Here is a 24636-nt window from a genome sequence, read left to right as displayed (position 1 = left end):
CCGAGAAGGCCGTGGGCAACACGATCAGGCTCGACAGAGTCGAGGAGGCGGTCGCCGACATCGCCGCCGGCAAGGCGGTCGTGGTCGTCGACGACGAGGACCGCGAGAACGAGGGCGACATCATCTTCGCGGCGTCCAAGGCGACGCCCGAGCTGATGGCCTTCACCATCCGCCACTCCAGCGGCGTGATCTGCGTGCCGATGCCGGCCGAGATGCTCGACCGGCTGGAGATCCCGCTGATGACGCCGCACAACAAGGACAAGCTCCGCACGGCGTACACGATCAGCGTGGACGCCCGCGACGGCGTCTCGACCGGCATCTCCGCGGCCGACCGGGCGCACACGGCCCGGGTGCTGGCCGACTCCGCGACCGAGCCGTGGGAGCTGACCCGACCGGGGCACGTCTTCCCGCTGCGCTACCGCGAGGGAGGCGTGCTCAACCGGCGCGGCCACACCGAGGCGGCCGTCGACCTGGCACGGATGGCCGGGCTGACGCCGGCCGGCGTGCTGGTGGAGGTGGTCAACGACGACGGCACCATGAAGCGCGGGCCGGAGCTGCGGGCCTTCGCCGACGAGCACGGCCTGAAGATGATCTCCATCGACCAGATGGTCCACCACCGCCGGCGCACCGAGTCCCACGTCGTGCGCGAAGCGGTCACCCGGCTGCCCACCAGTCACGGCGACTTCACCGCGTTCGGCTACCGCATCACCGTCGACGGCAGCGAGCACGTCGCCCTGGTGCACGGCGACCCCGCGAACCTCGCGGACGGGCCGGTGCTGACCCGGGTGCACAGCGAGTGCCTCACCGGCGACGTCTTCGGCTCCGAGCGCTGCGACTGCGGGCCCCAGCTGGCCGAGGCGATGGACCTCATCGTCGCCGAGGGGCGGGGCGTCGTGGTCTACCTGCGCGGCCACGAGGGCCGGGGGATCGGTCTGCTGGCCAAGCTGCAGGCCTACCAGCTCCAGGACGGCGGCCGCGACACGGTGGACGCCAACCTCGACCTCGGGCTGCCCGCCGACGCCCGTCACTACGGCGCGGCGACGCAGATCCTGCGCGACCTCGGGGTCCGCGAGGTGCGGCTGCTGACGAACAACCCCGACAAGACCTCGGGCCTGGAGTCCTACGGGGTCCACGTCGCCGAGCGGGTGGCGCTGACGCCCCACCCCAACGACCACAACCTGGCCTACCTGATGACCAAGCGCGACCGGATGGGCCACCAGCTCGACGGCCTCGACCTCGGTCCGGCCCCCCTCCCCGCCGACGAAGGAGCCCACCTGTGAGCGGACACGGCAGCCCCACCGACCAGCCCGTCGACTGCAGCGACCTCCGGGTCGCGGTGGTCGCGAGCAGCTGGCACGACCAGGTCATGGGCGGCCTCGTCGCCGGCGCCGAGCGCGCGCTGGCGGCGTACTCGGTCACCGACCACCGCCTCGTCCACGTGCCCGGCTCCTTCGAGCTCCCGGTGGTCGCCCAGGCCCTCGCGAGCAGCGGGTACGACGCCGTCGTCGCGCTCGGCGTGGTGATCCGCGGCGGCACCCCCCACTTCGACTTCGTGTGCACCGCCGCGACCGACGGTCTCAACCGCGTGGCGCTGGACACCGGCGTCCCGGTCGGCTTCGGCCTGCTGACCTGCGACACCGAGCAGCAGGCGCTGGACCGTGCCGGGCTCGAGGGCAGCGTGGAGGACAAGGGCTACGAGGCCACCGCCGCCGCCCTGCACACCGCCCGCACGCTCGGCTCGCTCCGGGGCTGACCGAGGCCGGCGTACCCGCCTCACGCGCTCGCGTCCGCGGCTATCCTCCGGGCAGCAGCGCGTGCCGGGCCCGCTGCGACACGGGAGGTGCGCGATGAGCCAGATCGACGACGACGAAGCCCGGCGCAGCGCCGCGCGCGTCTCAGCGGGGGTCGAGCGCTACTTCCTCATCTTCCGCGCGGGCCCGCTGGTGGTCTTCCCCATCGGCGGCAGCGTGCTGTTCGTCGCGATCGCCCTGATGCTGCAGACCTGGTGGCTGCTGTGGGGGATCCCGGTGATGCTCGCGGGTCTGTTCTGCTTCGGTCTCGCCTTCCGCACCAGGCTGCCCGCCACACGCCAGGTGCTCGACGAGGGAGCCACGGACAGCGGCCACGGCCGGAGCTACGTGGTGTGGGGATGGCTGCTCTCGCTCGGAGGGTTCGTCGGGCCCATCATCGGCGGACCGTCGGTCTTCGGCCTGTTCTGAGCCCGTCGGCTTCCCGCCGTCGTCGTCGAAAACGCCCACGCCGCACGTGCGCGGTCCCTACCCTCGTGCCATCGACACGGGGGGTGGAGATGGGTGACTCGCTCGAGGTCCATCACGGTGGGCTGACCCAGGCGCAGGAGGCGCTGGACGGACAGTCCGACGAGGCACAGGTGGTCCTGGACCACGTCCGGAGCGTCTGCGCGGACAACGGTGCCTTCGGGCGGGGTTTCCTCGCCCTGTTCCAGGGCACGTACGCCGACGCGTTCGCCGACATGACCGACACCATCGCCACCGGCGTCGAGGGCGCCCGGGCCCGTGCCGGCGCCATGGCCGCCACGCTGCAGGCCTACGTCGAGAACGACGACGCGGTCCGGGCCGTCTTCGGGACCCTCGAGCCCTCCGTCGGCCCCGCCGGCCCGCTGGCGGGCGACGGCCCTCCCAACCTGCCCGGGGAGGTGAAGCTGCCCGGCCGGGCGGCCGACCTCGGCTTCCGCGTCCCCGACCTCGTCACGGACCCCATGAACACGCCTGACCGCATCCTGCGGGGCTTCGGCGACCAGTTCACCGTGCCGGGCCACGGGACCCCGCTGTCCCCGCTGGACCTCGTCGACCAGGGCCTGACCACCCACGAGCGGCTCGACGGCGTCGGCGAGGCACGCGACGACATCGCCGACATGTCCGACTTCGTCGACGAGGGGGAGGACAGGTGACCGCCATGACGGGCGAGTTCGCCTACAGCCCGGTCGCGCCCACCCTGGCCAGCGCCCAGGGCGGGGGAGGCGACGCCTACGGGGCGATGATCGACGGGGTCCGCGACGACTGCGGGCTCGTCGTCGGGGCGATCGACTGGGTGCTGCGCAAGGTCGGGTTCGACCTGATCGGCGCGATCATGGACCCCATCGCCGGCGACTTCAACGGTGTCTCCGACATCCGCTCGGGGTGGGCCAACGCCTCCGGGGCCCTGACCGACATCTCGGGCAACTACGCCGCCATGGAGGCGGCCCTGCCCGGGGTCTGGCTCGGCGACGCGGCCGAGGCGTGCCGGGCCGACCTCACGAGGGTCGCCGAGGCCTACGGACGTCAGGGCGAGGCGGCGGCCCTGATCGCCACGGCCATCGAGAACATGCTCGACGCCACGGAGACCACGGTGCAGCTGGTCGCGGAGTGCCTGAGCTTCATCGACGAGATCGTCATCTCGCTGACCCCGGCCAAGGTCCTCAAGGAGATCGCGACGGGGGGTGGCGGGATCCGCAAGTGCATCAGCCTCGCGGAGAAGGCCATCGACTACATCCGCAAGCTGGACAAGCTCATCCCGGCGCTGCTGCAGGCGGTGGCCGCGATGAGCAGCGTCATGAAGGGGATCAACGTGGCTCTCGCGTTCGCCGAGATCGGGACCCAGGCGGGGGCCGGCGGCATGGCCGACGACGTGGCGGGGTCGGCATGAGCGCGGCCGACGACGCGCTGGCCGAGCTGCGGAGCGTGGTCGCGCGGCAGCAGGAGTCGCTGCGGCAGCTCAAGGACCAGGCCGCCGCGGCGCGCGAGCAGGTGGCCGTCGAGCGCGAGGCGTTCCGACGTGAGACGCGCGGGCAGCGCGAGGAGGCCGCCGAGGAGGACCGCAACGGCTCGAACGGCAGGGCACGTCAGGAGCTGCAACGCCGCATCGACGCGGGCCAGACCTCGATGCACCAGGTGATGCGCGGCGTCGACACCCACTGGAGCGCGGTCCAGGTCCGGGCCGAGGTCGAGCAGGGCGTCGACGCGAAGGTCGCCCGGTTGCGCGCGGAGGACCCGCGGCTGGCCGCCGAGATGGACCAGCGTGCCGCGCGGCGGCCCTGAGCGGCCCTGAGGCGCGGCGGCCCCCGCCACCTCGTAGGCTGGAGGGCGATGAAGACGTTCGAGGAGCTCTGGACCGAGCTCAGTGACAAGGCAGCCCAGCGACCCGAGGGGTCCGGCACCGTCGCCGCCCTCGACGCCGGCGTCCACACCATCGGCAAGAAGCTGGTGGAGGAGGCGGCGGAGTCGTGGATGGCGGCCGAGCACGAGGGCCCGGAGCGGACGGCCGAGGAGCTGAGCCAGCTGCTCTACCACGCCCAGGTGCTGATGCTCGCGAGCGGGATCACCCTCGACGACGTCTACGCCCACCTGTGAGCGCCCCCGTGGTCACCCCCGTGAGCGGCACGCCGCCCCTGCGGATCGCCATCCCCAACAAGGGCTCGCTGTCGCAGTCGGCGACCGAGATGCTGCGCGAGGCCGGCTACCGCCAGCGCAGCGACACCAAGCAGCTCACCGTCCTCGACGCCGAGAACAACGTCGAGTTCTTCTACCTCCGGCCGCGCGACATCGCGCTCTACGTCGGCGAGGGCACCCTCGACGTGGGCATCACCGGCCGGGACCTGCTCCTGGACTCCGGCGCCGACGCCGACCAGGTGCGCGAGCTCGGCTTCGGACGCTCGCGGTTCCGGTTCGCGGCCCGGCCCGGGACGCTCACCTCGGTCCAGGACCTCGGCGGGAAGCGCATCGCCACGTCGTACGTCGGGGTGGTGCGCCGCCACCTCGAGGCCCACGGGCTCGAGGCCGAGGTGATCCGCCTCGACGGCGCGGTGGAGACCAGCATCCAGCTCGGCGTCGCCGACGTCATCGCCGACGTCGTGGAGACCGGCAGCACCCTGCGCGCCGCCGGGCTCGAGGTGTTCGGCGAGGTCATCCTGGAGTCCGAGGCGGTGATGATCACCCAGGCCGGCAAGCCGTCGCTCCCGGTCGGCTTCGAGGTGTTCACCCGCCGCCTCGACGGCGTCCTCGTGGCGCGCGGCTACGTGATGATGGACTACGACATCGACCGCGAGCACCTCGACGACGCGGTCGCGCTCACCCCGGGGCTCGAGGGGCCGACCATCTCCCCGCTGCACCGCGAGGACTGGGTCGCGGTGCGCGCCATGGTCCCGCGCGACGGGGCGCAGCTGCTGATGGACGAGCTCTGGGCGCTGGGCGCCCGGGCGATCCTGCTGACCGACATCCATGCCTGCCGGCTCTAGGGCCCCGGCCCTCCCGCACACCTGGCGCCCGCTCGGCGCGCGGGTGGCGGTCTACGTCTTCGGCGGCCTGCTGCTCGTCGTGCTCGCCGTGACCTGGTTCGCGCTGGGCGAGGAGGTCCGGTCCACCTTCTCGGTGCTGCAGCGCATCACCCTGGTCGTCCTGGGCCTGATGCTGTTCGCCTGCTACCACGCGCTGATCCGCTCGCGCGTCGTCGCGACCGACGTCGGCCTGACCGTGGTCAACGGTTACCGCACCCGGCGCTACGAGTGGTCGCAGATCCTGGCCGTCCAGCTCGGCCGAGGCGCCCCGTGGGGCACGCTCGACCTCTCCGACGGCGAGACCGTGTCGATGATCGGCGTGCAGGGCAGCGACGGCGACCGCGCCCGTCGGGCGGTGCGGGAGATCCGCGCCTGCGTCGACGAGCACACGCCTGCCGCCTGAGTAGGGTCGCCGGATGGGCGACCTGACGACCCGACCGGTCACCGCCGACGACGCCGTCGCGGTGCAGCGCCTGCTGGTGGCGCTCGAGGCCGCGGACCGGACCGAGGAGCACTACTCGGTCGAGGACGTCCTGGAGGAGCTCGCGAACCCGATGACCGGGCCGCAGGACTGGCTCCTGGTCGAGCGGGAGGGCGAGCCGGTGGCGACGTCCCGGCTGCTGCCGCGGGCACCGGCGGGCTACGAGCTGCTGGTCTCGATCGACGGCGGTGTCCACCCCGACCACCGGCGGCAGGGCATCGGCGGTCGGCTGTTCCCGCTGCTCGTACGACGCGCCGAGGACCACGTCGCCGAGCGCGGCTCCTTCGAGCCCGTGCTGAGCGCGACCGCGCCCTCGGACCAGCCCGGGTTCGGCGCGCTGGTGGGCGCCTCGGGGTTCGTGCCCGACCGCTACGAGTTCCTGATGCGCGCCGACCTGGCCGTCGAACCGGCCGCGCCCGTGCTCCCGCCGGGCTACACCGTCTCGACCTGGGAGGGCGTCGACCCCGAGGAGCTGCGCGCCGCCCACAACGTCGCCTTCGTCGGCCACCCCGCGTGGTCGCCGTGGAGCGCCCCGATGTGGGCGCAGTGGGTCAGCGGGAGCCGGTCGCACCGGCCGGACCTCAGCGTGCTGGTCCGCGACGCGTCCGGCGAGGTCGCGGCGTACCTCCAGACCAACGAGTGGGACGCCGTGGCCGAGCGCACCGGTCGACGGGAGACCTACGTCGCCAAGGTCGGCACGCTGCCCGGCCACCGCCGCCGGGGACTGGCCGCGGCGATGCTGCTCACCGCCCTGCGCCGCCACCGCGCGGACGGCGTGGCGACTGTCGGGCTCGACGTCGACAGCCAGAACCCCACGGGGGCGCTGGGCGTCTACGAGGCGGTCGGGTTCGAGGTACGCCGGCGCTGGACCACCTACCGGCGGCCCTGACCCGCGCGGCGGCTCAGACGTGCCCGGAGAGCTGCGCCATCCGCGCCTCGAGGGTGCGCAGGTAGGTGTCGCGCTGCTTGGCCGAGACCGGTGACCCCTTCTCGAGGTGGCTGCACACCGGGAGCACGTCGATCGAGAGCTTGGCGGCGCCGGCCAGGGCCCGCAGCTCGTCGAGCCGGTCGCCGAACGGGGAGCCGCTGCCCGGCGAGTAGGACCGCACCACCTCCTCGACGTCGTCGTGGAACAGGTCGACCTTGGTCACCACGACCACCAGCCAGGTCGGCCGGTCGCGGCGCACCGCCATCGAGGCGATCCGGTGCGCGGTGACGGTCCAGTCCTCGAGCTCGCGCGCGAGTTGCTCGTCGCGGCGGACCGTCGCGGCGCCGGTCGTCCCGGCCGTGCGCCGGCCGGTGGCGTGGCCGTGGGCCACCACGTGCAGCACGCCGTCGACCGGCTCGTCGTGGAAGACCTCGTCGAGGGCGCCGAGCCGGGTGGCGGCGTTCTCGCCCGGGACGACGCGGAACCGGAACCCGGTGAGCCGGCGACCGCGGCGCACCCGGTGCTCCATCACCGCCGAGCCCGACTCGGCCAGCGCCTCGGGCGTGCGCGGCCCGGAGTGACCGGTCAGGGTGTCGACCAGCTCGGTCTTGCCGACGCCGGTCATGCCGGTGACCGCGACGGTGGGGAAGCGGCGCTTGAGCACGCCCGTGACCCGCTCGCGGCCGCGGGAGAGGGCGTGGGGGAGGGCGCGCACGCCGCGGGGTCGTCGCTCAGCCATCGGGCCAGCCTAGGGAGTCGGCCGGCACCCTGCCGTCCCGCCCGTCGACCCGGAGGTCGGCCCGCTCGCGCGTGCGGTCCCGGGCGAAGAGCGCAGCCTCCTGGCGGGCCCAGCGCTCCCAGTGCGGCGCGAAGGCGTCGCCGTCGCGCTCCAGGCCCCGGCGCAGCCGCAGGTCGTACGGCGCCCCGACCCACACCAGCAGCGTCACCAGGTCGGCACAGCGCGGGGTGCCGCTGCCGACGCCCTCGACGACCAGCAGCGGCGACGGCGGCACCTCGACGGTCTCCGCCCAGCGGTCGGCGTGCCAGTCCCAGCGCCGGTGGCGGCCCGGCCCGCCACCGGCCATCGGGCGCAGCAGCGTCTCGAGGTGGTCGGCGACGCGGGCCAGCCCGTCCCAGCCCTCCAGGAGGTCGTCGAGGTGCACGACCGTCGCGCCCGGGGTCGCCCCCGCCACAGCGGCCGCCAGCGTGGTCTTGCCCGACCCGGCGGGCCCGTCGACGCACAGCAGCCGGCCGGAGCCCAGCGTGGGGGCGCGGGCGGTCAGGGCGGCCAGGACCTGCCCGACGGCGTCGCCCGGCTCGGCGGGGCTCACCAGGCCAGCCCGAGCCCGCGGTAGGACGGCGCCGAGTCCTCGACCACCTCGCCGCGCACCAGGTGGACGAGGTCGGTGTGCTCCATCAGCTCCCCGGACTTGGCGTGGCGGAACCACACCCGGTCGCCGATCCGCAGGGCGTCGGCACCGGGCCCGGTCAGCGGGGTCTGGACCTCGCCGGCGCCCTCGGTCGCGGTGAGCGCCAGCCCGGGCGGCGCCCAGGGCAGGGGGGCGCGGTCGCGTCCGGTGGCCCCGCTGGCCACGAAGCCGCCGCCGGCGACGGTCACGGTCCCGGCGGCCGGGCGGCGTACGACGGGGACGGCGAAGAACGCCGCGGGGCGCGGGTCGAAGGACCGGTAGTGGTCGAACAGGGCCGGCACCAGCAGCCCCGACCCGGCGGCCACCTCGGTCACGACGGGGTCGGCGGCCGCCTCGGCCACGTCGCCGGAGCCGCCCGCGTTCCACAGCTCCAGCGGCCCGCCGACCACCTCGCGCAGCGCCTCGGCGAGGGCGGCGCGGCGGGTGGCGAGCTGGGCCAGCGAGACCCACTTGACCCGGCGTACGACCGCCGAGCGGAGCCGTGCGCCGGGCACGTCGTCGGGCAGTCCCGCGACCTGGCCCTCGTAGGTCATCGCCCCGACGACGACGAGCCCGCGCCCGACCGCCTCGCGGGCCAGCGCGACCACGTCGGCGACCTCGCGCAGCGGCGAGCGGCGCGGACCCAGGTGCACGGGGTGCACCCGGTCCAGCCGCGGCGGGTGGTACGCCGCGTCGACGTCGAGCGCGACCCGGACCGGCCGCTCGCGGCCGGCGCCGGCTGCGGCCAGCAGGTCGAGGTGGGCGACGTCGTCGACGACCAGGGTGACGGCCGCGCGGGCCCGGTCATCAGCCACCAGCCGGGTCAGGGCGACCCGGTCCACGGTGGGGTAGGCGAGCAGCACGTCGTCGGTGACGTCCTCGCGGACCAGCCACAGCGCCTCGCGCAGCGTGTAGGCCATCACGCCGGCGAAGCCCGGCCGGGCCAGCACGCGGGTCAGGAGCGCGGGCACGCGGACGCTCTTGGAGGCCACCCGCACCGGCGTGCCGGCGGCACGGCGCACCAGGTCGTCGGCGTTGGCCTCGAGGGCGTCGAGGTCGACGACCACGAGCGGGGAGCGCGGGTCGTCGAGCCCGTCGACCGCCCGGTCGAGCCGCCGGGCCAGCCGGGTCCGTGCCCCGTCGGTGGTGCGGGCCGCGTCGGCCGGGGCCACGCTCAGATGCCGTGCTTCTTCAGGATCGCCTCGATGTCGTCCATGTCGTCGAGGTCGCTCTCGTGCCGAGCCGTGCCGCGCTTCGAGGCCTTTGCGGGCTTCGGGGCCCTCGCGGTCCCGGCGGGTGCGGCCGCCCCGGGGGTCACCGCGGTCGGCGCCGGCTCCGTCGCCGCGGCGGCCCGGCGGCCGCGGGGCGCCCCCACGCGGTCGCGGGTCCCGACAGCGCGCGAGCGCATCGCACCGGAGACCACGAACAGCAGCACGGCGACGCCCGCCACGACGATGCCCGCCCACACGGTGGGGGAGAGCACGAGGCGCGTGGCCCACCGGACGACGTCCTCGACGATCGCCACGGCCAGCCGCAGCGTCCCGGTCAGCCACGCGGCCACGGGGAGCAGCGTCCACGCGAGGCCGCGCAGCCCGGCGGCGGCGCCCCGCCGGCGGAAGGCGACCCACGACAGCACCGCGCCGACGACGGTCAGGGTCAGCGCCAGGGCGGTCCAGGTCGTGGAGTCGAGGGTGCCGGCGGGGTCCATGCGGCCCAGCCTACGAGCCGGTCCGGGCCGGCTGGGAGGATCGGGGCGTGCGAGAGATCCCCGATCCCGGCTTCGCGGGCGACGACGGCGCGGTCGACGTCGCGGTGGCGGCGGCCCTGACGTCGTACGACGCGGCGCCGGGCGACCGCGCCCGGGCGCTGACAGCGACGGCCGCACTCCAGGACTCCCGGGTGCTGGTGCCCGTCGTGGCGGTGCTGGGCGAGGTCGAGCACGACGAGCAGGGCCTGGCGCACGACAAGAGCAGCGACATGGCCGCGGTGCTGATGACCGGACGCGACGGCCGCACCGCCCTGCTGGCCTTCACCGGCAGCGCCCCGATGGCCCGCTGGGACCCCACCGCGCGTCCGGTCCCGGTGAGCCTGGCCGACGCCGCGGCGTCGGCCGTCCAGGACGGTGCCTCGGCCCTGCTGGTCGACGTGGCCGGTCCGGTGCTGTTCGCCGTCGAGGGCGACGACCTCGCGCGCCTGGCCGCCGGGGAGCGGCTGCTGCGGCTCGCCGATGGCGGATGGGGCTGGGCCGGCACGGCCTGATGTGCATCTGCGGCGCGGGGACGGTATCCTCGTGCCCGACCGACCACGCCTGCCTGTCGTGAGGGGTGGTCCGACAAGCGGAGGCCTCCTCCCACCCGCACCGACCGTGCACCACCCAGTTCCACCAGGTCGTCGGGTCCCGGTCACGAGCAGGACCGATCCGTCGCCGACGGCACGGCTCCTGGGCGTTCCCGATCGAGGCTTCCGCGTGTCACGCGGGAGCCTCTCGTCGTCCCGGGCAGATTTCGCCCGGCCAGCGCGTTCTCCTCAGGTCACACCACCAGACCGTCCCCAGGAGGACCTATCAGCACCGAGCTGCGCATCAACGACCGGATCCGCGTACCCGAGGTCCGGCTCGTGGGACCCAACGGCGAGACCGTGGGCATCGTCTCCACCGGCGACGCCCTGCGACTGGCCCAGGAGGCCGACCTCGACCTGGTCGAGATCGCGCCGATGGGCCGTCCCCCGGTCTGCAAGCTCATGGACTACGGCAAGTTCAAGTACGAGAACGCGCAGAAGGCCCGTGAAGCCCGCCGCAACCAGACCAACACCGTGATCAAGGAGATGAAGCTCCGGCCGAAGATCGACTCGCACGACTACGAGACCAAGAAGGGTCACGTCGTGCGGTTCCTCCGCCAGGGCGACAAGGTCAAGATCACGATCATGTTCCGCGGTCGCGAGCAGCACCGCCCCGAGCTCGGGTTCCGGCTGCTGCAGAAGCTGGCCGAGGACGTCACCGACCTCGGGTTCGTGGAGTCCTCGCCCAAGCAGGACGGCCGCAACATGACCATGGTCATCGGGCCCCACAAGAAGAAGTCCGAGGCCAAGGCCGAGGTCAAGGCCGAGAAGGAGACCCGCGCCGCCGAGCGCGAGGCCGAGCGCGCCGAGGAGCACGCGGAGCGCAGCGCCGGGCGCGCGGCCCCCGGGCCCAAGAAGGCCCGCGGTCGCTCCGAGAACCTCGACCCCGAGATCGAGGCCTGAGCCTCCGTCCGGGCCGCTCGGCCCCACCGAACCACCGCCACCACAGAAGGAAGAGACATGCCGAAGAACAAGACGCACTCCGGTGCCTCCAAGCGCTTCCGCGTCACCGGGACGGGCAAGATCCGCCGCGAGAAGGCGGGCCTGCGCCACAACCTGGAGAAGAAGGCCTCCAAGAAGACCCGCCGTCTGTCGGGCACCACCGAGGTGGCCAAGGCCGACGTCAAGACGGCCAAGAAGCTGCTCGGTCTCTGACCCGTCCGACCATCCCCGGGTGACGGTCCCACCGCCGCACCCACGCGTCGTACGCCGGCGCACCACGATCCACCGAAGGAGCAACACACATGGCACGCGTCAAGCGGGCGGTCAACGCCCAGAAGAAGCGTCGGGTCACTCTCGAGCGGGCCTCGGGCTACCGCGGACAGCGCTCGCGCCTCTACCGCAAGGCCAAGGAGCAGGTCACCCACTCCCTGGTCTACAGCTACAACGACCGCCGCAAGAAGAAGGGCGACTTCCGCAAGCTGTGGATCCAGCGGATCAACGCCGCGGCGCGCGCCAACGGCATGACCTACAACCGCTTCATCCAGGGCCTCAAGGCCGCTGAGGTCGAGGTGGACCGCAAGATCCTGGCCGACCTGGCCGTCAACGACGCGCCGGCGTTCGCCGCCCTCGTCGCGACCGCCAAGGCCGCCCTCCCCGAGGACGTCAACGCCCCGGCCTCGGCCTGAGCGTCCCCGCCTCACCGCAGCACCCCGACGTGGCGAGCTTCCAGCCCGACCGTCCACTCGCCCGCAGCAGTGGACGCGTCAAGACGGCCCGGAAGCTCGCCCGTCGTGCGTCCCGGCTCGAGCACGGGCTCTTCCTCGCCGAGGGCCAGAAGGCGCTGACCGAGGCGCTGCAGCGTGACCCCGCGGGTCCGGGCGGGGTGGTCGAGGTCTTCGCCACGGCGGCCGCCACCGAGGCTCTGGTCGGCCCGCGAGCCGAGGCCGACGCCGCCGGGGTGCGCTGGCTGGTCGCCGACGACGACGCCGTCGCCTCGCTGAGCGGCGCCGTGAGCCCCCAGGGCGTGGTGGCGGTGTGCCGTGTCCTCGACGTGGGCCTCGACGAGGTCGTCGCGACCACGGGCACCCTCGTGCTCTGCGCCGACGTGCGCGACCCCGGCAACGCCGGCACCGTGGTCCGCACCGCCGACGCCGCGGGCGCCACGGGCGTGGTGCTCGCGGGCTCGAGCGTCGACCCCTACAACGACAAGACCGTGCGGGCCACGGTCGGCTCGCTGTGGCACCTGCCGCTGGCGCTCGAGCCCGACCCGGCGACCGCCGTGGCCCACGCCCGGGCCTCGGGGCGGCTGGTGCTGGCCGCCGACGGCGGCGGCGAGACCGACCTCTTCGACGCCGAGGACGCCGGGCTGCTCGACCGGCCCGTCGCCTGGCTGCTCGGCAACGAGGCGTGGGGGCTGCCCGACGAGCTGGCCGCGCTGGCCGACCACCGGGTCTCGATCCCGATCCTGGGCCGCGCCGAGAGCCTCAACCTCGCCACCGCCGCCGCCGTGTGCCTCTACGCCAGCGCCCGTCGCGCCTGAGCCTCCGGACGCGCCGCCGGACGCGCCCCTGGACGCGCCCTCGGGCCCGGCCCGACGTCTGCACAGGACCTGCACACCAGCCACACCCGATCCGCGGCGCAGCGCTCCTACGCTCGCTCCATGAGCAGCCGCCCCGCCACCGTCCTCGTCGTCGAGGACGAGCCGCTCATCAACGAGTCGGTGTGCCAGCGGCTGCGGGCCGAGGGACACCGCGTCGTCACGGCGTACGACGGGCCGGGTGCCGTCGCCGCGCACGCCGAGCACCGTCCCGACCTGGTCGTGCTCGACGTGATGCTGCCCGGCTTCGACGGGCTGGAGGTGTGCCGGCGGATCCAGGCCACCACCCCGGTCCCGGTGCTCATGCTGACCGCCCGCGACGACGAGGCCGACGTGCTGGTCGGCCTCGGGGTCGGCGCCGACGACTACCTGACCAAGCCGTTCCGGATGCGCGAGCTCGTCGCCCGGGTGGCGGCGCTGCTGCGTCGGGTGGAGCGCGCCGCCGAGCTCGCCGCCGCGCCGACCGAGGCCCTGGTCGTGGGCGGGCTGCGGCTCGACCCGGCGTCGCGGCGCGTGCAGGTCGACGGCGACGAGGTCCACCTGACCCCGACCGAGTTCGACCTCCTCCAGGCGCTCGCCGCGGCCCCCGGGCACGTGCTGACCCGGGAGCGGCTGCTCGCCGGGGTCTGGGGGTGGGAGGGCGGTGCCGGTGCCACCCGCACCGTCGACAGCCACGTCCGCTCGCTGCGGGCCAAGGTCGGCGCCGAGCGGGTGCGGACGGTCCACGGCGTCGGCTACGCCCTGGAGCCCCGGTGACCCGCGGGGGCTCGATCAAGCTCAAGCTCGGCCTGGTCGTCGTCGGCAGCGTCCTGGTGGCGGCCGTGCTGGCCACCCTGGGGGCGGGCTCGGTGCCGGCCTGGCTCTCGATCCCGGTGACCGTGGCGCTCGCGCTCGGCGTCAGCCAGCTGCTGGCCGCCGGGATGACCTCGCCGCTGCGGACGATGACCGAGGCCGCCGGCCGGATGGCCGCCGGCGACTACACCACCCGGGTCGGGTCCACGGCCACCGACGAGGTCGGTCGGCTGGCCCGCGCCTTCGACGCGATGGCCGGCGACCTCGCCACCCTGGACCGCCAGCGCCGCGACCTGGTCGCCAGCGTGTCCCACGAGCTGCGCACCCCGCTGACGGCGCTGGTCGCGGTGCTGGAGAACCTCGCCGACGGGGTCGTCGAGCCCGACCCCGCCACGGTGCGGAGCGCGCTGCGGCAGGCCGAGCGGCTCTCCGACCTCGTCACCGACCTGCTCGACCTCTCGCGGGTCGACGGCGGCGTCGCCCCGCTGCGCCGCGAGACGCTGCCGTGGCGGACCCTGCTCGACGAGGCGGTCGCCGGCGCGGGCACGGCCTCCCTGGCGGCCTCCCGCGGCGTCCGGTTCGACGTGGTCGTCGAGCCCCCCGACCTCACCGCCGACGTGGACCCGCGCCGGCTGCACCAGCTGCTGACCAACCTGCTCGACAACGCCGCCCGGCACTCGCCGGCCGGGGGAGAGGTGCGGGTGCACGCGACGGCACGGCCGGGCGGCACCCGGCTCGAGGTGTCCGACCAAGGACCCGGCATCGCCGCGCACGACCGCGACCGGGTCTTCGAGCGCTTCGGCACCGTCGCGGGCGACGACACCGGCGGCACCGGGCTCGGGCTCGCCATTGCCCGCTGGGTCACCGACCTCCACGGCGGCCGGATCGCCGTCGTCGACCCCGCCGTCCCCGCCAGCCCGGCCGGACCGACCGGCCCGGCCGGACCGACCGGCCCGACCGGCCCGACCGGCGCCCGCTTCCGCGTCGACCTGCCCACCGCGCCACGCCTGCCCCACCGCCCCCTCGAGAGGACGCCCGTCATGCCCGCACCCACCCCGTCGGCCCCCACCCCGCCCGTGCCGCACCCCGCCGGCGCGCGCGCCCCGATCCCGGTCCCGGGCGCACCCGGCGCACCGGGCGCACCGGGCGGCGGCTCGGTCGCCGACGAGGTGTTCGGCGAGCTGTGGCGCGACCGCGGCGTCCCGGGCCGCGCCGGCGTCCTCCTCGCCGGGCTCGGGGTCGGGGTGCTCGCCGCGGTCGCGATGCCGTTCGCCGCGGTCGGGATCGGCGCCACGCTGGTGCTGCTCGCCTCCGGCGTGCTCGTGCTCCGGGTGTCGCCGCCCGGCCGCGACGCCTTCCGGTGGGGCTGCGTGCTGCTCTGCGTCGGCTTCGCGCTCGTGCTGGTGGTCCGGGACGCGCTGTGGGTCGGCACGCTGGGGCTGCTGGTCTCGGTGGTGCTGGTGACGGCCGCCTGCGTCGAGGCCCGCACCGTGCGGGGCCTGCTGCTCGGCGTGGTGGCCTGGCCGCTCGCCGGGCTGCGCGGGCTGCCGTGGTTGGGCCGGTGCGTGAGGACGCTCTCCGGGGAGGGCCAGGGGCTGGCGCTGGCCCGCACCGCGGTGCTCTCGCTCGCGGGCGTGCTGGTCTTCGGGCTGCTGTTCGCGAGCGCCGACGCGGTGTTCTCGTCGTGGTTCGACGCGGTGGTGCCCGACCTGGGGAGCACGCTGGTGCTGCGCATCTTCACCGGCGTGGCCGTCGCCGGCATCGTGCTCGCCGCGGCGTACCTCGGCCTGAACCCGCCGCGCGTCGAGCCCGTCGGCCCGTTCCACCGTCGGCCCGTGGCGCGGCGCTGGGAGTGGCTGGCGCCGGTGCTGCTGGTCGACGCCGTCTTCGTCGCCTTCCTGGCCGCCCAGGCCGCGGCCGTCCTCGGCGGCCACGACTTCGTGCAGCGCACCACCGGCCTGACCTACGCGGAGTACGTCCACCAGGGCTTCGCCCAGCTCACCGTGGCCACCGCGCTGACCCTCGTGGTGGTGGCGCTCGCCGCCCGCAAGGCGCCGCTGCTCGCGCGCGCCGACCGGACCTGGCTGCGGGCCTCGACCGGCGCGCTGTGCGTGCTCACCCTGGTCGTGGTGGCCAGCGCGCTGCAGCGGATGTCGCTCTACACCGACGCCTACGGCCTGACCCGGCTGCGGCTGGTCGTCGTGATGTTCGAGGTGTGGCTGGGCCTGGTCGTCCTCGGCGTGCTGGTCGCCGGGCTGCGGCTGCGGGGCGCGTGGTTGCCCCGGGCCGCGGTGCTCACCGGCGCCGTGCTGCTGCTCGGGCTGGCCGTGGCCGACCCCGACGCGGTGGTGGCGCGGACCAACCTCGACCGGCTCGAGGCGACCGGCAAGGTCGACGACCGCTACCTGCTGGGCCTGAGCGACGACGCCGTGCCGGTGCTGCTCGACCGGCGGCCCGAGCTGCTGCGCTGCGACGCGTCGGTCGGCGCACGCTGGGACGACGACGCCGCCGACGAGGCCGTCTGGTCGGCCTGGAACCTCGGCCGCGCCCGGGCCGACACCGCCCGGCTCGAGCTCGACAGCCGCGGGGTGGGCGCGTGCCCGGTGGTGGGCGCCTCGATCCCCTAGGGTCGCAGGCGTGCCCGACGCGCTGCTCGACCTTCTCCCTGACGGGGTGGTCGTCGCCGACGCGACCGGCACGGTCACGGTCGTCAACGCGGCGGCCCGGAAGCTGCTCGGCCCCACCGCGGTCGTGGGCCTGCACCTGCGCGAGGTGATGGCGCTCCAGGACCAGGACAGCGTCGACTGGTGGACGAGCACCACGCCGTACGCCGGCCTCGGCAGCCGGGTGGGCCTGACCGAGCAGAGCTGGCTGACCCGCGACGGCACCGAGGTGCTCGTCACCGGCAGGATGACCCGCCCGGTGAGGTTCGGGCCCGTGGAGCACGTGGCGCTGGTGGTCCGCTCGGGACGTGGCCGGGCCCGGCTCGACCGCGACCGCTCCGACCTCGTCGCCACGGTCGCCCACGAGCTGCGCTCGCCGCTGACGGGCGTCAAGGGCTTCGTCACCACGCTGCTGGACAAGTGGGACCGGCTCAACGACGACCAGAAGCGGCTGATGCTCACCACCGTGCACGCGGACGCCGAGCGGCTCTCCCGGCTGATCACCGAGCTCCTCGACGTGGCCCGCATCGACACCGGCCGGCTGCCGCTCTACCCCCGCGAGGTCGACGTGCGCGCCGCGGTGGACCGGTGCGTGCGCTCGGCGGCGCAGGGCACCCACCGCACGGTCGTGGCGTCGTACGCCGCGGAGCTGCCGCCCGTCTTCGCCGACCCCGACAAGCTCACCCAGGTGCTGACCAACCTCGTCGACAACGGCGTGCGGCACGGCGAGGGCACGGTGCGCGTCAGCGTCGAGCCGCTGGCGACGCCGTTCGCCGGGGTGCTGCTGCGCGTGGAGGACGACGGCGAGGGGATCGAGGAGGCCATCCGGTCGCGCGTGTTCACCAAGTTCTGGAAGCACGGCGTCCGCGGCGGCACCGGCCTGGGGATGTACATCGTCGGCGGCCTGGTGCGGGTCCACGGCGGCGAGGTCGAGATCGGCGACAGCGCCGCCGGCGGTGCCCGCGTCGACGTCCGCTGGCCCTCCACCGACCGCCGCTGAGCCGCACCTAGACTGGCCCGCGCACCTGCGCGCCCGTCCCGGCGCGCGCTCGACGAAAGGCACCCATGTCCGGCCCCAACTCCGAGTACGACCCGGTGCAGGTGACCCCCCTCGACGAGGAGCACGTCGAGGCGATGCGCGTCGCCGCCCTCGAGGCGGTGCAGGGCGCCACCGACCTGGCCGACCTCAAGCGGGTCCGCACCGAGCACGCGGGCGACCGCTCGCCGCTGGCCCTGGCCAACCGCGAGATCGGCGCGCTGCCGCCGCAGGCCCGCAAGGACGCCGGCCGCCGCGTCGGCCAGGCCCGCGGCGCCGTCACCCAGGCGCTCGCCGCCCGGCAGGCCGAGCTCGAGGTCGAGGCCGAGGCCCGGATGCTGGCCGAGGAGACCGTGGACGTCACGTTGCCGTGGGACCGACGCCCGACCGGCGCCCGCCACCCGATCACGATGCTGTCCGAGCGCATCGCCGACGTCTTCGTCGCGATGGGCTGGGAGGTGGCCGAGGGGCCGCTGGTCGAGGCCGAGTGGCTCAACTTCGACGCCCTCAACCTGGGGCCCGACCACCCGGCGCGGACCATGCAGGACACCTTCTGGACCGAGCCGGCCGAGCACCACCTCGTGCTGCGCACCCAGACCAGCCCGGTGCAGGCACGCGCGATGCTGACGCGCACGCCCCCGATCTACGTCGTCTCGCCCGGCCGGGTGTTCCGCACCGACGAGTACGACGCGACGCACAGCCCGATGTTCCACCAGGTGGAGGGCCTCGTCATCGACTCCGGGATCACCATGGCCCACCTGCGCGGCTCGCTGGACCACATGCTCGGCGTGCTCTTCGGCGAGGGCATCCGGACGCGGTTCCGGCCGTCGTACTTCCCCTTCACCGAGCCCTCGGCCGAGATGGACATGGTCTGCTTCGTCTGCCGCGGGCTCGCCCCGGCGATCGAGGACTGCCGCACCTGCAAGGGCGAGGGCTGGATCGAGCTCGGCGGCTGCGGCGTGGTCAACCCCCGGGTGCTGGTCGCCTGCGGCGTCGACCCCGACCGCTACACCGGCTTCGCGTTCGGCTTCGGCATCGACCGGATGCTGATGTTCCGCCACGGCGTCTCGGACATGCGCGACATGTTCGAGGGCGACGTCCGCTTCTCCACCGCGTTCGGAAGTGACCTGTAGATGAAGGCCCCCCTGTCCTGGATCCGCGAGTACGCCGCCCTGCCGGACGACGTCACCGCCGACGACCTGGCGGCCCGGCTGACCGCGCTCGGGCTCAAGCTCGAGGCGATCGAGCGTCCCGGCCACGACCTCACCGGCCCGCTCGTGGTCGGCCGCGTGCTGACGATGGAGCCCGAGCCGCAGAAGAACGGCAAGACCATCAACTGGTGCACCGTCGACGTGGGTGACGCCAACGGCACCGGCGAGCCGCAGGGCATCGTGTGCGGCGCCCACAACTTCGGCGTCGGTGACCTCGTGGTCGTCGTGCTGCCGGGCGGCGTGCTGCCCGGCGGGTTCGAGATCGCGGCCCGCAAGACCTACGGCCACGTCTCGGCCGGGATGATCTGCTCCACCCGGGAGCTCGGCCTGGGCGACGACCACGACGGCATCCTGGTGCTGCCCGCCGACGCGGGGCAGCCCGGCGACGACGTGCTGGAGCTGCTCGACCTGCGCGACGAGGTGCTCGAGCTCGAGGTCAACCCCGACCGCGCCTACGCGCTGTCGCTGCGCGGCGTCGCCCGCGAGGCGGCGCTCGGCCTCGGCGTCGCCTTCCACGACCCCGCCGAGCGCGACGTGCCGCCGGCCGACGGCGCCGGTCCTGCCGTGGCCATCGAGGACCCCGAGGGCTGCCCGGTCTTCGTGGCCCGCACCGTCTCCGGCTTCGACCCCACCGCCCCCACGCCGGACTGGATGGCGCGCCGGCTGGCCCTGGTCGGCCAGCGGTCGATCTCGCTGGCCGTCGACGTCACCAACTACGTGATGTTCGAGCTCGGCCGGCCGATCCACGGCTACGACGCCGACAAGCTCACCGGCACCGTCGGGGTGCGTCGCGCCCGTGCGGGCGAGCGGCTGACGACGCTCGACGGCACCGACCGGGCGCTCTCGCCCGAGGACCTCGTCGTCACCGACGACAGCGGCATCATCGGCCTCGGCGGCGTCATGGGTGGGCAGACCACCGAGATGTCCGCGACCACCACCCGCGTGCTCGTCGAGTCGGCCCACTGGGACGGCCCGTCGATGTTCCGCACCGGCCGTCGGCACAAGCTCACCTCCGAGGCCGGGCGCCGCAACGAGCGCGGCGTCGACCCCGAGGTCTGCGAGGCCGCCGCCGACCGGGTGGTCACGCTGCTGGCCGAGCTGGGCGGCGGCACCGTGGAGCCGGGCGTGACCGTGGTCGGCGCCCCGCCGGCGCGGCGTACGGTCACGATCCCGCTGGACCTGCCCGCCCGCGTCACCGGCATGGACATCGCCTCGCACACCGTGCTCGCCCACCTCGAGGCGGTCGGCTGCCGGGTCGAGACAGGTCCCGACACGCTGACCGCGGAGCTGCCGAGCTGGCGCCCCGACCTCGCCGACCCCTTCGACCTGGTCGAGGAGGTCGCGCGCATCGTCGGCTACGAGCACGTCCCGAGCGTGCTCCCGCCCGCACCGTCGGGCCGCGGGCTCACCCCCGCGCAGACGATGCGTCGTCGGGTCGGGCGCACGATGGCCGGCGAGGGCTACGTCGAGGTGCTCACCTTCCCGTTCGTCGGCGAGGCCGACCTCGACCGGCTCGGGCTGGCGACCGACGACCCCCGTCGTACGACGCTGCGGCTGGCCAACCCGCTCAGCGCCGAGGAACCCCTGATGACCACGACGCTGCTCCCGGGGCTGCTGGCCACCGTGGCCCGCAACGTCGGTCGCGGCGCTGGCGACCTGGCACTGTTCGAGGTCGCCCCGGTGACCCGGCCCCGCGGGGACGGCGCACCGATCCTGGGCGTCGACCGTCGGCCCGACGCGGCCGAGTGGGAGGCGCTCAACGCCGCCGTGCCCGAGCAGCCGCTGCACCTCGCGCTGGCGGTGGCCGGCGAGCGCGACCGGTCCGGATGGTGGGGCGAGGGTCGCACCGCCATCTGGGCCGACGCCGTCGAGACCGCGCGCGTGGTGGCCAGGGCACTCGGGCTCGAGCTCACCGTGCGCAGCGCGGCGCTGGCGCCCTGGCACCCCGGCCGCTGTGCCGAGCTGCTGGTCGACGGGGTGTCGGTGGGCCACGCGGGCGAGCTGCACCCCCGGGTGTGCCGCGACCTCGGCGTCCCTGCCCGCACGGCCCTCGCCGAGCTCGACCTCGACGCGCTGCTGTCCCGTGCGGTCCCGGCCCGGGCCCCGGAGTTCTCCACCTTCCCGGTGGCCAAGGAGGACGTCGCGCTCGTCGTCGACGCCGACCTGCCCGCCGCCGAGCTGGCCGCCACGCTGCGCGAGGGGGCGGGGCCGCTGCTGGAGGGCCTGCGGCTCTTCGACGTGTGGACCGGTCCGCCCGTGCCCGAGGGGCGGAAGTCGCTGGCCTTCGCGCTGCGGTTCCGGGCGCCCGACCGCACCCTGACCGAGCAGGACACCGCGGCCGCTCGTGAGGCGGCGGTGGCCCTGGCGGCACAGCGACACGGGGCCGAGCAGCGCGCCTGACCCGGTCCGGGCGGCGACGCGGCTAGGTTGCGCGGCATGTACGTCTCCGTCTCCCGGCTCCGGGTGCCCGAGGACCGCAGCGAGGAGCTCGTCGCCGCGTTCCGCGACCGAGCCGGCCTCGTCGACTCGGTCGAGGGCTTCGTCGACCTCGAGGTGTGGCGCTCGGACAAGCGCAGCGAGGACGGCCAGGAGATCTGGATGGTCTCCCGGTGGGACACCAAGGAGCACTTCACCGCCTACATGAGGTCCCCGGCCCACCGCGTCTCCCACGACCGGGTCGACCCCGACCTGCACCGCGCCATCCGGCTGGACCGGCTCGAGCAGCTGCACGACACCTACGAGGTCGTCGCCCGATGAGGTCCCGGTGAGGTCCCGGTGAGGTCCCGGTGATGTCCCGGTGATGTCCCGGTGACCCAGCGCCCCGACCGTCGCTCGCCGCCGCCGTCGGGCATGGCGGCGCCCCGCTACGCCCCCGGACCCGACGGCCGCGCCCTGGACCTCGTCGACCTCGCCGGCCGGGTGTGCGGGCGCTACTACGAGGACTTCCCCGACGAGGACGCGCGCTACGGCGAGGTCGGCCGTGCGTGGTGCCAGCACGACAACCAGCACCTGCTCAACTGGACGGCCCTGGCCGCCGAGGGGCTGGTCGACCTCGACCACGAGGTGGCGTGGCTGGCACGCGTGCTGGACCGCCGTGACTTCCCCCTCGACCGGCTGGCCCGCAACCTCGAGCTCGGCAGCGAGGTCGTCCGCGACGAGGTGCCCGACTCGGCCACCCTGTCCGCGGCGCTCGACCAGGCCTGCGCGATGGTGCGTGCCCGGTCGTTCCCGCCCGAGCACGCCTGAGGTCGCCCGCGCGTCACCGGGGCCGGGTGGCCTCCTCCAGCACCTCGAGCACGTGGCGGTAGGTCGCCCCGGTGGCCCGCGACATGCCGATCTCGCAGGTGCGGTTGCCCGAGACGTACGCCGCTCCGGCCGGCAGGTCCATGGTCGCGACCTCGGCCGACTCCGGTGCCGTCGCCGAGGCGGTCAGCTCGGGGTGCAGCAGCCCCCGGTCGCCCGCAAACGCACAGCATCCCCAGGCGCCGGGCACCCGGACGTCGCCGCCCTCGCCCGCGCAGGCCCGGGCCAGCGCGACGAGGTCGTCGGTGACGCCCAGCGCGGTGCTCGAGCAGGTCGGGTGGACCACGACCGCCGGCAGCGGCGTGGTGACGCGGAGCCGGGGCAGCAGGTGCTCACGAACGAAGCTGGTGGCGTCGAGGACGGTCGTGCCCTCCAGCACCTCGGTCAGGCCCTCGGTGCACGAGCTCGCGTCGACCACGACCGGGAGCCGGCCGCCGTCGGTGGCCCGGTGCAGCGACGCGCGCACCGTCGCGGCCATCCGCTGGTGGCCCTCGCGGTGCCCCTTGGACTTCCAGGGCGTGCCGCAGCACAGCGAGGCCAGGTCGTCCGGTGTCCGCAGGCGTACGCCGGCCCGCTCGGCCAGCGTGCGCAGCGCGGCGTCGACACCGCCGCCGAACATCGTGCCGACGCAGGCGCTGAACAGCACCGCCTCGGCCGCGGGATCGGCCAGGGTGCGGCGGACCTCGCCACCGGACCCGAGCGCGGGGTCGTAGAGCGGGACCGCGTCGGCGCCCGCCACGCGACGTCCGGCCCGGGACAGCGCGACCGGCACCGGGCCGGGCAGCCGGTCGGCCACCGACAGCGCCGCCGAGGCGGCCCGCGTCGCGGTGCCCCAGTGGCCGGCGGCCGTCGTCCAGGCCCGCTCGGCCGTGCGCGAGGAGCCCTCGGCCCGCAGCCGCTTGACCAGGTCGCCGGTGTTGATCAGCACCGGGCAGGCGGTGGCGCACATGCCGTCGGCGGCGCAGGTCTCCAGGCCGTCGTAGTCGTAGTCCTCGTCGAGCGAGGCGACCAGCGCGTGGTCGCCGCGGGCCAGCGCGGACTCGCGCTCGCGCCGCAGCACGATGCGCTGCCGCGGCGTCAGCGTCAGCGAGCGCGACGGGCAGACCGGCTCGCAGAAGCCGCACTCCACGCAGCGGTCGACCTCCTCCTCCACGACCGGCGCGGTCTTGAGGTCGCGCAGCCACAGCCCGGGGTCGTCGGTGAGCACCGAGCCGGGGTTGAGCGTGCCGTGGGGGTCGGCGAGCTGCTTGAGCTCGCGCATCACGCCGGTCAGCTCCGCGCCGTACTGACGCTCGACGAAGGGCGCCATGATCCGGCCGGTGCCGTGCTCGGCCTTGAGGGTGCCGCCGAGGTCGAGCACCAGGTCGATCATGTCGGTGGTGAAGTCCTCGTAGCGGCGCAGCAGGGCGGCGTCGTCGAAGCGCTCGTTGAGCAGGAAGTGCAGGTTGCCGTCGCGGGCGTGGCCGAAGATCACCGGCGCCTCGTAGGCGTGGGTGTCGAACAGCCCGGTCAGGCCGCGGCAGATCTCGCCGAGCCGGTCGACGGGCACGGCCACGTCCTCGAGGAGCGCGTTGGAGCCCTGCGGCCGGGCCGCGGCGACGGCGCTGTAGAGGCCCTTGCGGGTGCGCCACAGCGAGGCCCGCTCGGCCGCGTCCGAGGTCAGCTCGGCCAGCGAGGTGAGCCGCAGCCTCTCCAGCCCGGGCTCGGCGTCGCTGCGCAGACCGGCGAGCGCGTCGGCGGAGTCGGCCTGGAGCTCGACGAGCAGCGCCGCGTGGCGGCGTACGTCGAGCCGCCGGATCTGCGACGGGCAGCCCGGGTCGGCCTGGGCGACCCGCAGCGACTCGGCGTCGAGCAGCTCGGCGGTGGCCACCCCGGTCGCCAGCACGTCGGGCACCGACGACGACGCCGTTGCCAGGTCGTCGAAGACGAGCAGGCCGGTGGCGGCATGGGGGAGGACCTCGACGGTGCGGAAGACCGCGGAGGCGATGAACCCGAGCGTGCCCTCGCTGCCCACCATCAGGTGGACCAGCACGTCGAGCGGGTCGTCGTGGTCGAGCAGGCTGTTCAGGCCGTAGCCCATGGTGTTCTTGAGCGCGAACAGCCGCTCCAGCGTCGCGACCGAGGCCGGGTCGTCGCGCACGCGCCGCTGCAGCCGGAGCAGCCCGGCGTGCAGCTCCGGCTCCTGCTCGGCGAGCCGGCGGGAGGCGCCGGGGGCGGCGGAGTCGACGACGGTGCCGCTGGGCAGGACCAGCACCATCGACTCGACGGTGTTGTAGCTGTTGAGCTCGGTGCCGCACTGCATGCCCGAGGAGTTGTTGGCCAGAACGCCGCCGACGGTGCAGGCGACCTCGCTGGCCGGGTCCGGGCCGAGCTTGCGGCCGAACGGGGCCAGCCGGGTGTTCACGGCGCGGATGGTGGCTCCGGGCTGGACGCGCACCCGGTGGCCGCCGTCGAGCACCTCGACGCCGGTGAAGCCGGTGCGGGTGTCGACCAGCACCGAGTCGCTCAGGGCCTGGCCCGAGAGCGAGGTGCCGCCGCTGCGGAAGGTCATCGGCACGCCGAGGCGGGTGCAGGCCCGCATCACCTCGGAGACCGCGGCGGTGTCCCGCGCGGTCACCACGGTCTCGGGGTGCAGCAGGTAGTGCGA

At 74.8% G+C, this 24636-nt stretch carries 27 protein-coding genes; 22 read left to right on the top strand and 5 right to left on the bottom strand.

The window, feature by feature from the left end; translation table 11 throughout:
• The first annotated feature begins 11 nt into the window (after positions 1-11).
• The 10 genes from ASG49_RS14875 to ASG49_RS14830 all read left to right on the top strand — a co-directional run bounded on the left by ASG49_RS14875 (position 12) and on the right by ASG49_RS14830 (position 6660).
• Positions 12-1280 (top strand): bifunctional 3,4-dihydroxy-2-butanone-4-phosphate synthase/GTP cyclohydrolase II, encoded by a 1269-nt coding sequence (locus ASG49_RS14875; RefSeq protein ID WP_056544824.1) that lies wholly within the window; start codon positions 12-14, stop codon positions 1278-1280.
• Complete coding sequence (ribH, locus tag ASG49_RS14870) at positions 1277-1753, top strand: 6,7-dimethyl-8-ribityllumazine synthase (protein ID WP_056543269.1); 477 nt, start codon at positions 1277-1279, stop codon at positions 1751-1753. The genes ASG49_RS14875 and ribH overlap by 4 nt, the downstream gene beginning before the upstream one ends.
• Before the next feature lie 94 nt (positions 1754-1847).
• Entirely contained in the window at positions 1848-2219 is a 372-nt protein-coding gene (locus ASG49_RS14865; RefSeq protein ID WP_056543267.1) for a hypothetical protein, read from the top strand.
• An 89-nt stretch (positions 2220-2308) separates the two neighbouring features.
• Positions 2309-2929, top strand: coding sequence for a hypothetical protein (locus ASG49_RS14860; protein ID WP_156384370.1), 621 nt, complete (start codon positions 2309-2311; stop codon positions 2927-2929).
• Positions 2926-3663 (top strand): hypothetical protein, encoded by a 738-nt coding sequence (locus ASG49_RS14855; protein WP_056543263.1) that lies wholly within the window; start codon positions 2926-2928, stop codon positions 3661-3663. The genes ASG49_RS14860 and ASG49_RS14855 overlap by 4 nt, the downstream gene beginning before the upstream one ends.
• Positions 3660-4055, top strand: coding sequence for a hypothetical protein (locus tag ASG49_RS18705; protein ID WP_056543261.1), 396 nt, complete (start codon positions 3660-3662; stop codon positions 4053-4055). The genes ASG49_RS14855 and ASG49_RS18705 overlap by 4 nt, the downstream gene beginning before the upstream one ends.
• A 48-nt stretch (positions 4056-4103) precedes the next feature.
• Positions 4104-4367 (top strand): phosphoribosyl-ATP diphosphatase, encoded by a 264-nt coding sequence (locus ASG49_RS14845; RefSeq protein ID WP_056543260.1) that lies wholly within the window; start codon positions 4104-4106, stop codon positions 4365-4367.
• Positions 4364-5251: an ATP phosphoribosyltransferase gene (hisG, locus tag ASG49_RS14840; RefSeq protein ID WP_255355141.1), complete on the top strand. Its 888-nt coding sequence runs from the start codon at positions 4364-4366 to the stop codon at positions 5249-5251. The genes ASG49_RS14845 and hisG overlap by 4 nt, the downstream gene beginning before the upstream one ends.
• Entirely contained in the window at positions 5235-5693 is a 459-nt protein-coding gene (locus tag ASG49_RS14835) for a PH domain-containing protein (RefSeq protein WP_056543259.1), read from the top strand. Before hisG ends, ASG49_RS14835 begins: the two co-directional genes overlap by 17 nt.
• A 13-nt stretch (positions 5694-5706) precedes the next feature.
• Positions 5707-6660 carry a GNAT family N-acetyltransferase gene (locus ASG49_RS14830; protein ID WP_056543258.1) on the top strand — a complete coding sequence of 318 codons (954 nt, stop codon included), beginning with the start codon at positions 5707-5709 and terminating at the stop codon, positions 6658-6660.
• A 13-nt stretch (positions 6661-6673) separates the two neighbouring features.
• On the opposite strand, the gene ASG49_RS14825 is transcribed toward ASG49_RS14830, so the two are convergent.
• The 4 genes from ASG49_RS14825 to ASG49_RS14810 are packed head-to-tail and all read right to left on the bottom strand — an operon-like array spanning position 6674 to position 9816.
• A complete protein-coding gene (locus tag ASG49_RS14825) occupies positions 6674-7438 on the bottom strand; it encodes a GTPase domain-containing protein (protein ID WP_056543256.1) in 765 nt (254 codons plus the stop codon).
• Positions 7431-8030 (bottom strand): 4-amino-4-deoxy-L-arabinose transferase, encoded by a 600-nt coding sequence (locus tag ASG49_RS14820; RefSeq protein WP_200936348.1) that lies wholly within the window; start codon positions 8028-8030, stop codon positions 7431-7433. The genes ASG49_RS14825 and ASG49_RS14820 overlap by 8 nt, the downstream gene beginning before the upstream one ends.
• Positions 8027-9280, bottom strand: coding sequence for an alanine racemase (locus tag ASG49_RS14815; protein WP_156384369.1), 1254 nt, complete (start codon positions 9278-9280; stop codon positions 8027-8029). Before ASG49_RS14815 ends, ASG49_RS14820 begins: the two co-directional genes overlap by 4 nt.
• A 2-nt stretch (positions 9281-9282) precedes the next feature.
• Positions 9283-9816, bottom strand: coding sequence for a hypothetical protein (locus ASG49_RS14810; RefSeq protein WP_082534181.1), 534 nt, complete (start codon positions 9814-9816; stop codon positions 9283-9285).
• Positions 9817-9863: 47 nt separating this feature from the next.
• On the opposite strand from ASG49_RS14810, the gene ASG49_RS14805 reads away from it, so the two are divergent.
• The 12 genes from ASG49_RS14805 (at position 9864) to ASG49_RS14750 (ending at position 21932) form a co-directional block, all read left to right on the top strand.
• Complete coding sequence (locus ASG49_RS14805) at positions 9864-10367, top strand: SseB family protein (protein ID WP_056543254.1); 504 nt, start codon at positions 9864-9866, stop codon at positions 10365-10367.
• Positions 10368-10670: 303 nt separating this feature from the next.
• Positions 10671-11348 carry a translation initiation factor IF-3 gene (gene infC, locus ASG49_RS14800; protein WP_255355149.1) on the top strand — a complete coding sequence of 226 codons (678 nt, stop codon included), beginning with the start codon at positions 10671-10673 and terminating at the stop codon, positions 11346-11348.
• 57 nt (positions 11349-11405) lie between these two features.
• Positions 11406-11600 carry a 50S ribosomal protein L35 gene (rpmI, locus tag ASG49_RS14795; RefSeq protein ID WP_056543250.1) on the top strand — a complete coding sequence of 65 codons (195 nt, stop codon included), beginning with the start codon at positions 11406-11408 and terminating at the stop codon, positions 11598-11600.
• 89 nt (positions 11601-11689) lie between these two features.
• Positions 11690-12073, top strand: coding sequence for a 50S ribosomal protein L20 (gene rplT, locus ASG49_RS14790; RefSeq protein WP_056543248.1), 384 nt, complete (start codon positions 11690-11692; stop codon positions 12071-12073).
• Positions 12074-12102: 29 nt separating this feature from the next.
• On the top strand, positions 12103-12927 hold the full coding sequence (locus ASG49_RS14785) for an RNA methyltransferase (protein ID WP_056543247.1): 825 nt from the start codon (positions 12103-12105) through the stop codon (positions 12925-12927).
• Positions 12928-13047: 120 nt separating this feature from the next.
• Positions 13048-13740 carry a response regulator transcription factor gene (locus ASG49_RS14780; protein ID WP_056543245.1) on the top strand — a complete coding sequence of 231 codons (693 nt, stop codon included), beginning with the start codon at positions 13048-13050 and terminating at the stop codon, positions 13738-13740.
• The gene (locus tag ASG49_RS14775; RefSeq protein ID WP_056543243.1) at positions 13737-16403 is read left to right on the top strand and encodes a DUF4153 domain-containing protein; all 2667 of its coding nucleotides are present in this window, start codon (positions 13737-13739) and stop codon (positions 16401-16403) included. Before ASG49_RS14780 ends, ASG49_RS14775 begins: the two co-directional genes overlap by 4 nt.
• 10 nt (positions 16404-16413) lie before the next feature.
• Positions 16414-17439 carry a PAS domain-containing sensor histidine kinase gene (locus tag ASG49_RS14770; RefSeq protein WP_056543240.1) on the top strand — a complete coding sequence of 342 codons (1026 nt, stop codon included), beginning with the start codon at positions 16414-16416 and terminating at the stop codon, positions 17437-17439.
• 65 nt (positions 17440-17504) lie between these two features.
• Positions 17505-18608 carry a phenylalanine--tRNA ligase subunit alpha gene (pheS, locus tag ASG49_RS14765; protein ID WP_056543238.1) on the top strand — a complete coding sequence of 368 codons (1104 nt, stop codon included), beginning with the start codon at positions 17505-17507 and terminating at the stop codon, positions 18606-18608.
• Positions 18609-21086 carry a phenylalanine--tRNA ligase subunit beta gene (gene pheT / locus ASG49_RS14760; protein ID WP_056543235.1) on the top strand — a complete coding sequence of 826 codons (2478 nt, stop codon included), beginning with the start codon at positions 18609-18611 and terminating at the stop codon, positions 21084-21086.
• A gap of 36 nt (positions 21087-21122) precedes the next feature.
• Entirely contained in the window at positions 21123-21443 is a 321-nt protein-coding gene (locus ASG49_RS14755; protein ID WP_056543233.1) for an antibiotic biosynthesis monooxygenase, read from the top strand.
• A 51-nt stretch (positions 21444-21494) separates the two neighbouring features.
• Positions 21495-21932, top strand: a complete 438-nt coding sequence (locus ASG49_RS14750) for a hypothetical protein (RefSeq protein ID WP_056543231.1) — start codon at positions 21495-21497, stop codon at positions 21930-21932.
• 13 nt (positions 21933-21945) lie between these two features.
• Here ASG49_RS14750 and ASG49_RS14745 read toward each other — a convergent pair whose 3' ends face one another.
• Entirely contained in the window at positions 21946-24609 is a 2664-nt protein-coding gene (locus tag ASG49_RS14745) for an FAD-binding and (Fe-S)-binding domain-containing protein (protein ID WP_235562109.1), read from the bottom strand.
• Positions 24610-24636: the final 27 nt, after the last annotated feature.

This window comes from Marmoricola sp. Leaf446, assembly GCF_001424755.1.
Taxonomy (GTDB): Bacteria; Actinomycetota; Actinomycetes; order Propionibacteriales; family Nocardioidaceae; genus Marmoricola.
Note: the sequence above shows the minus strand (reverse complement) of the source record. Positions and strands in the feature narration are given on the sequence as shown.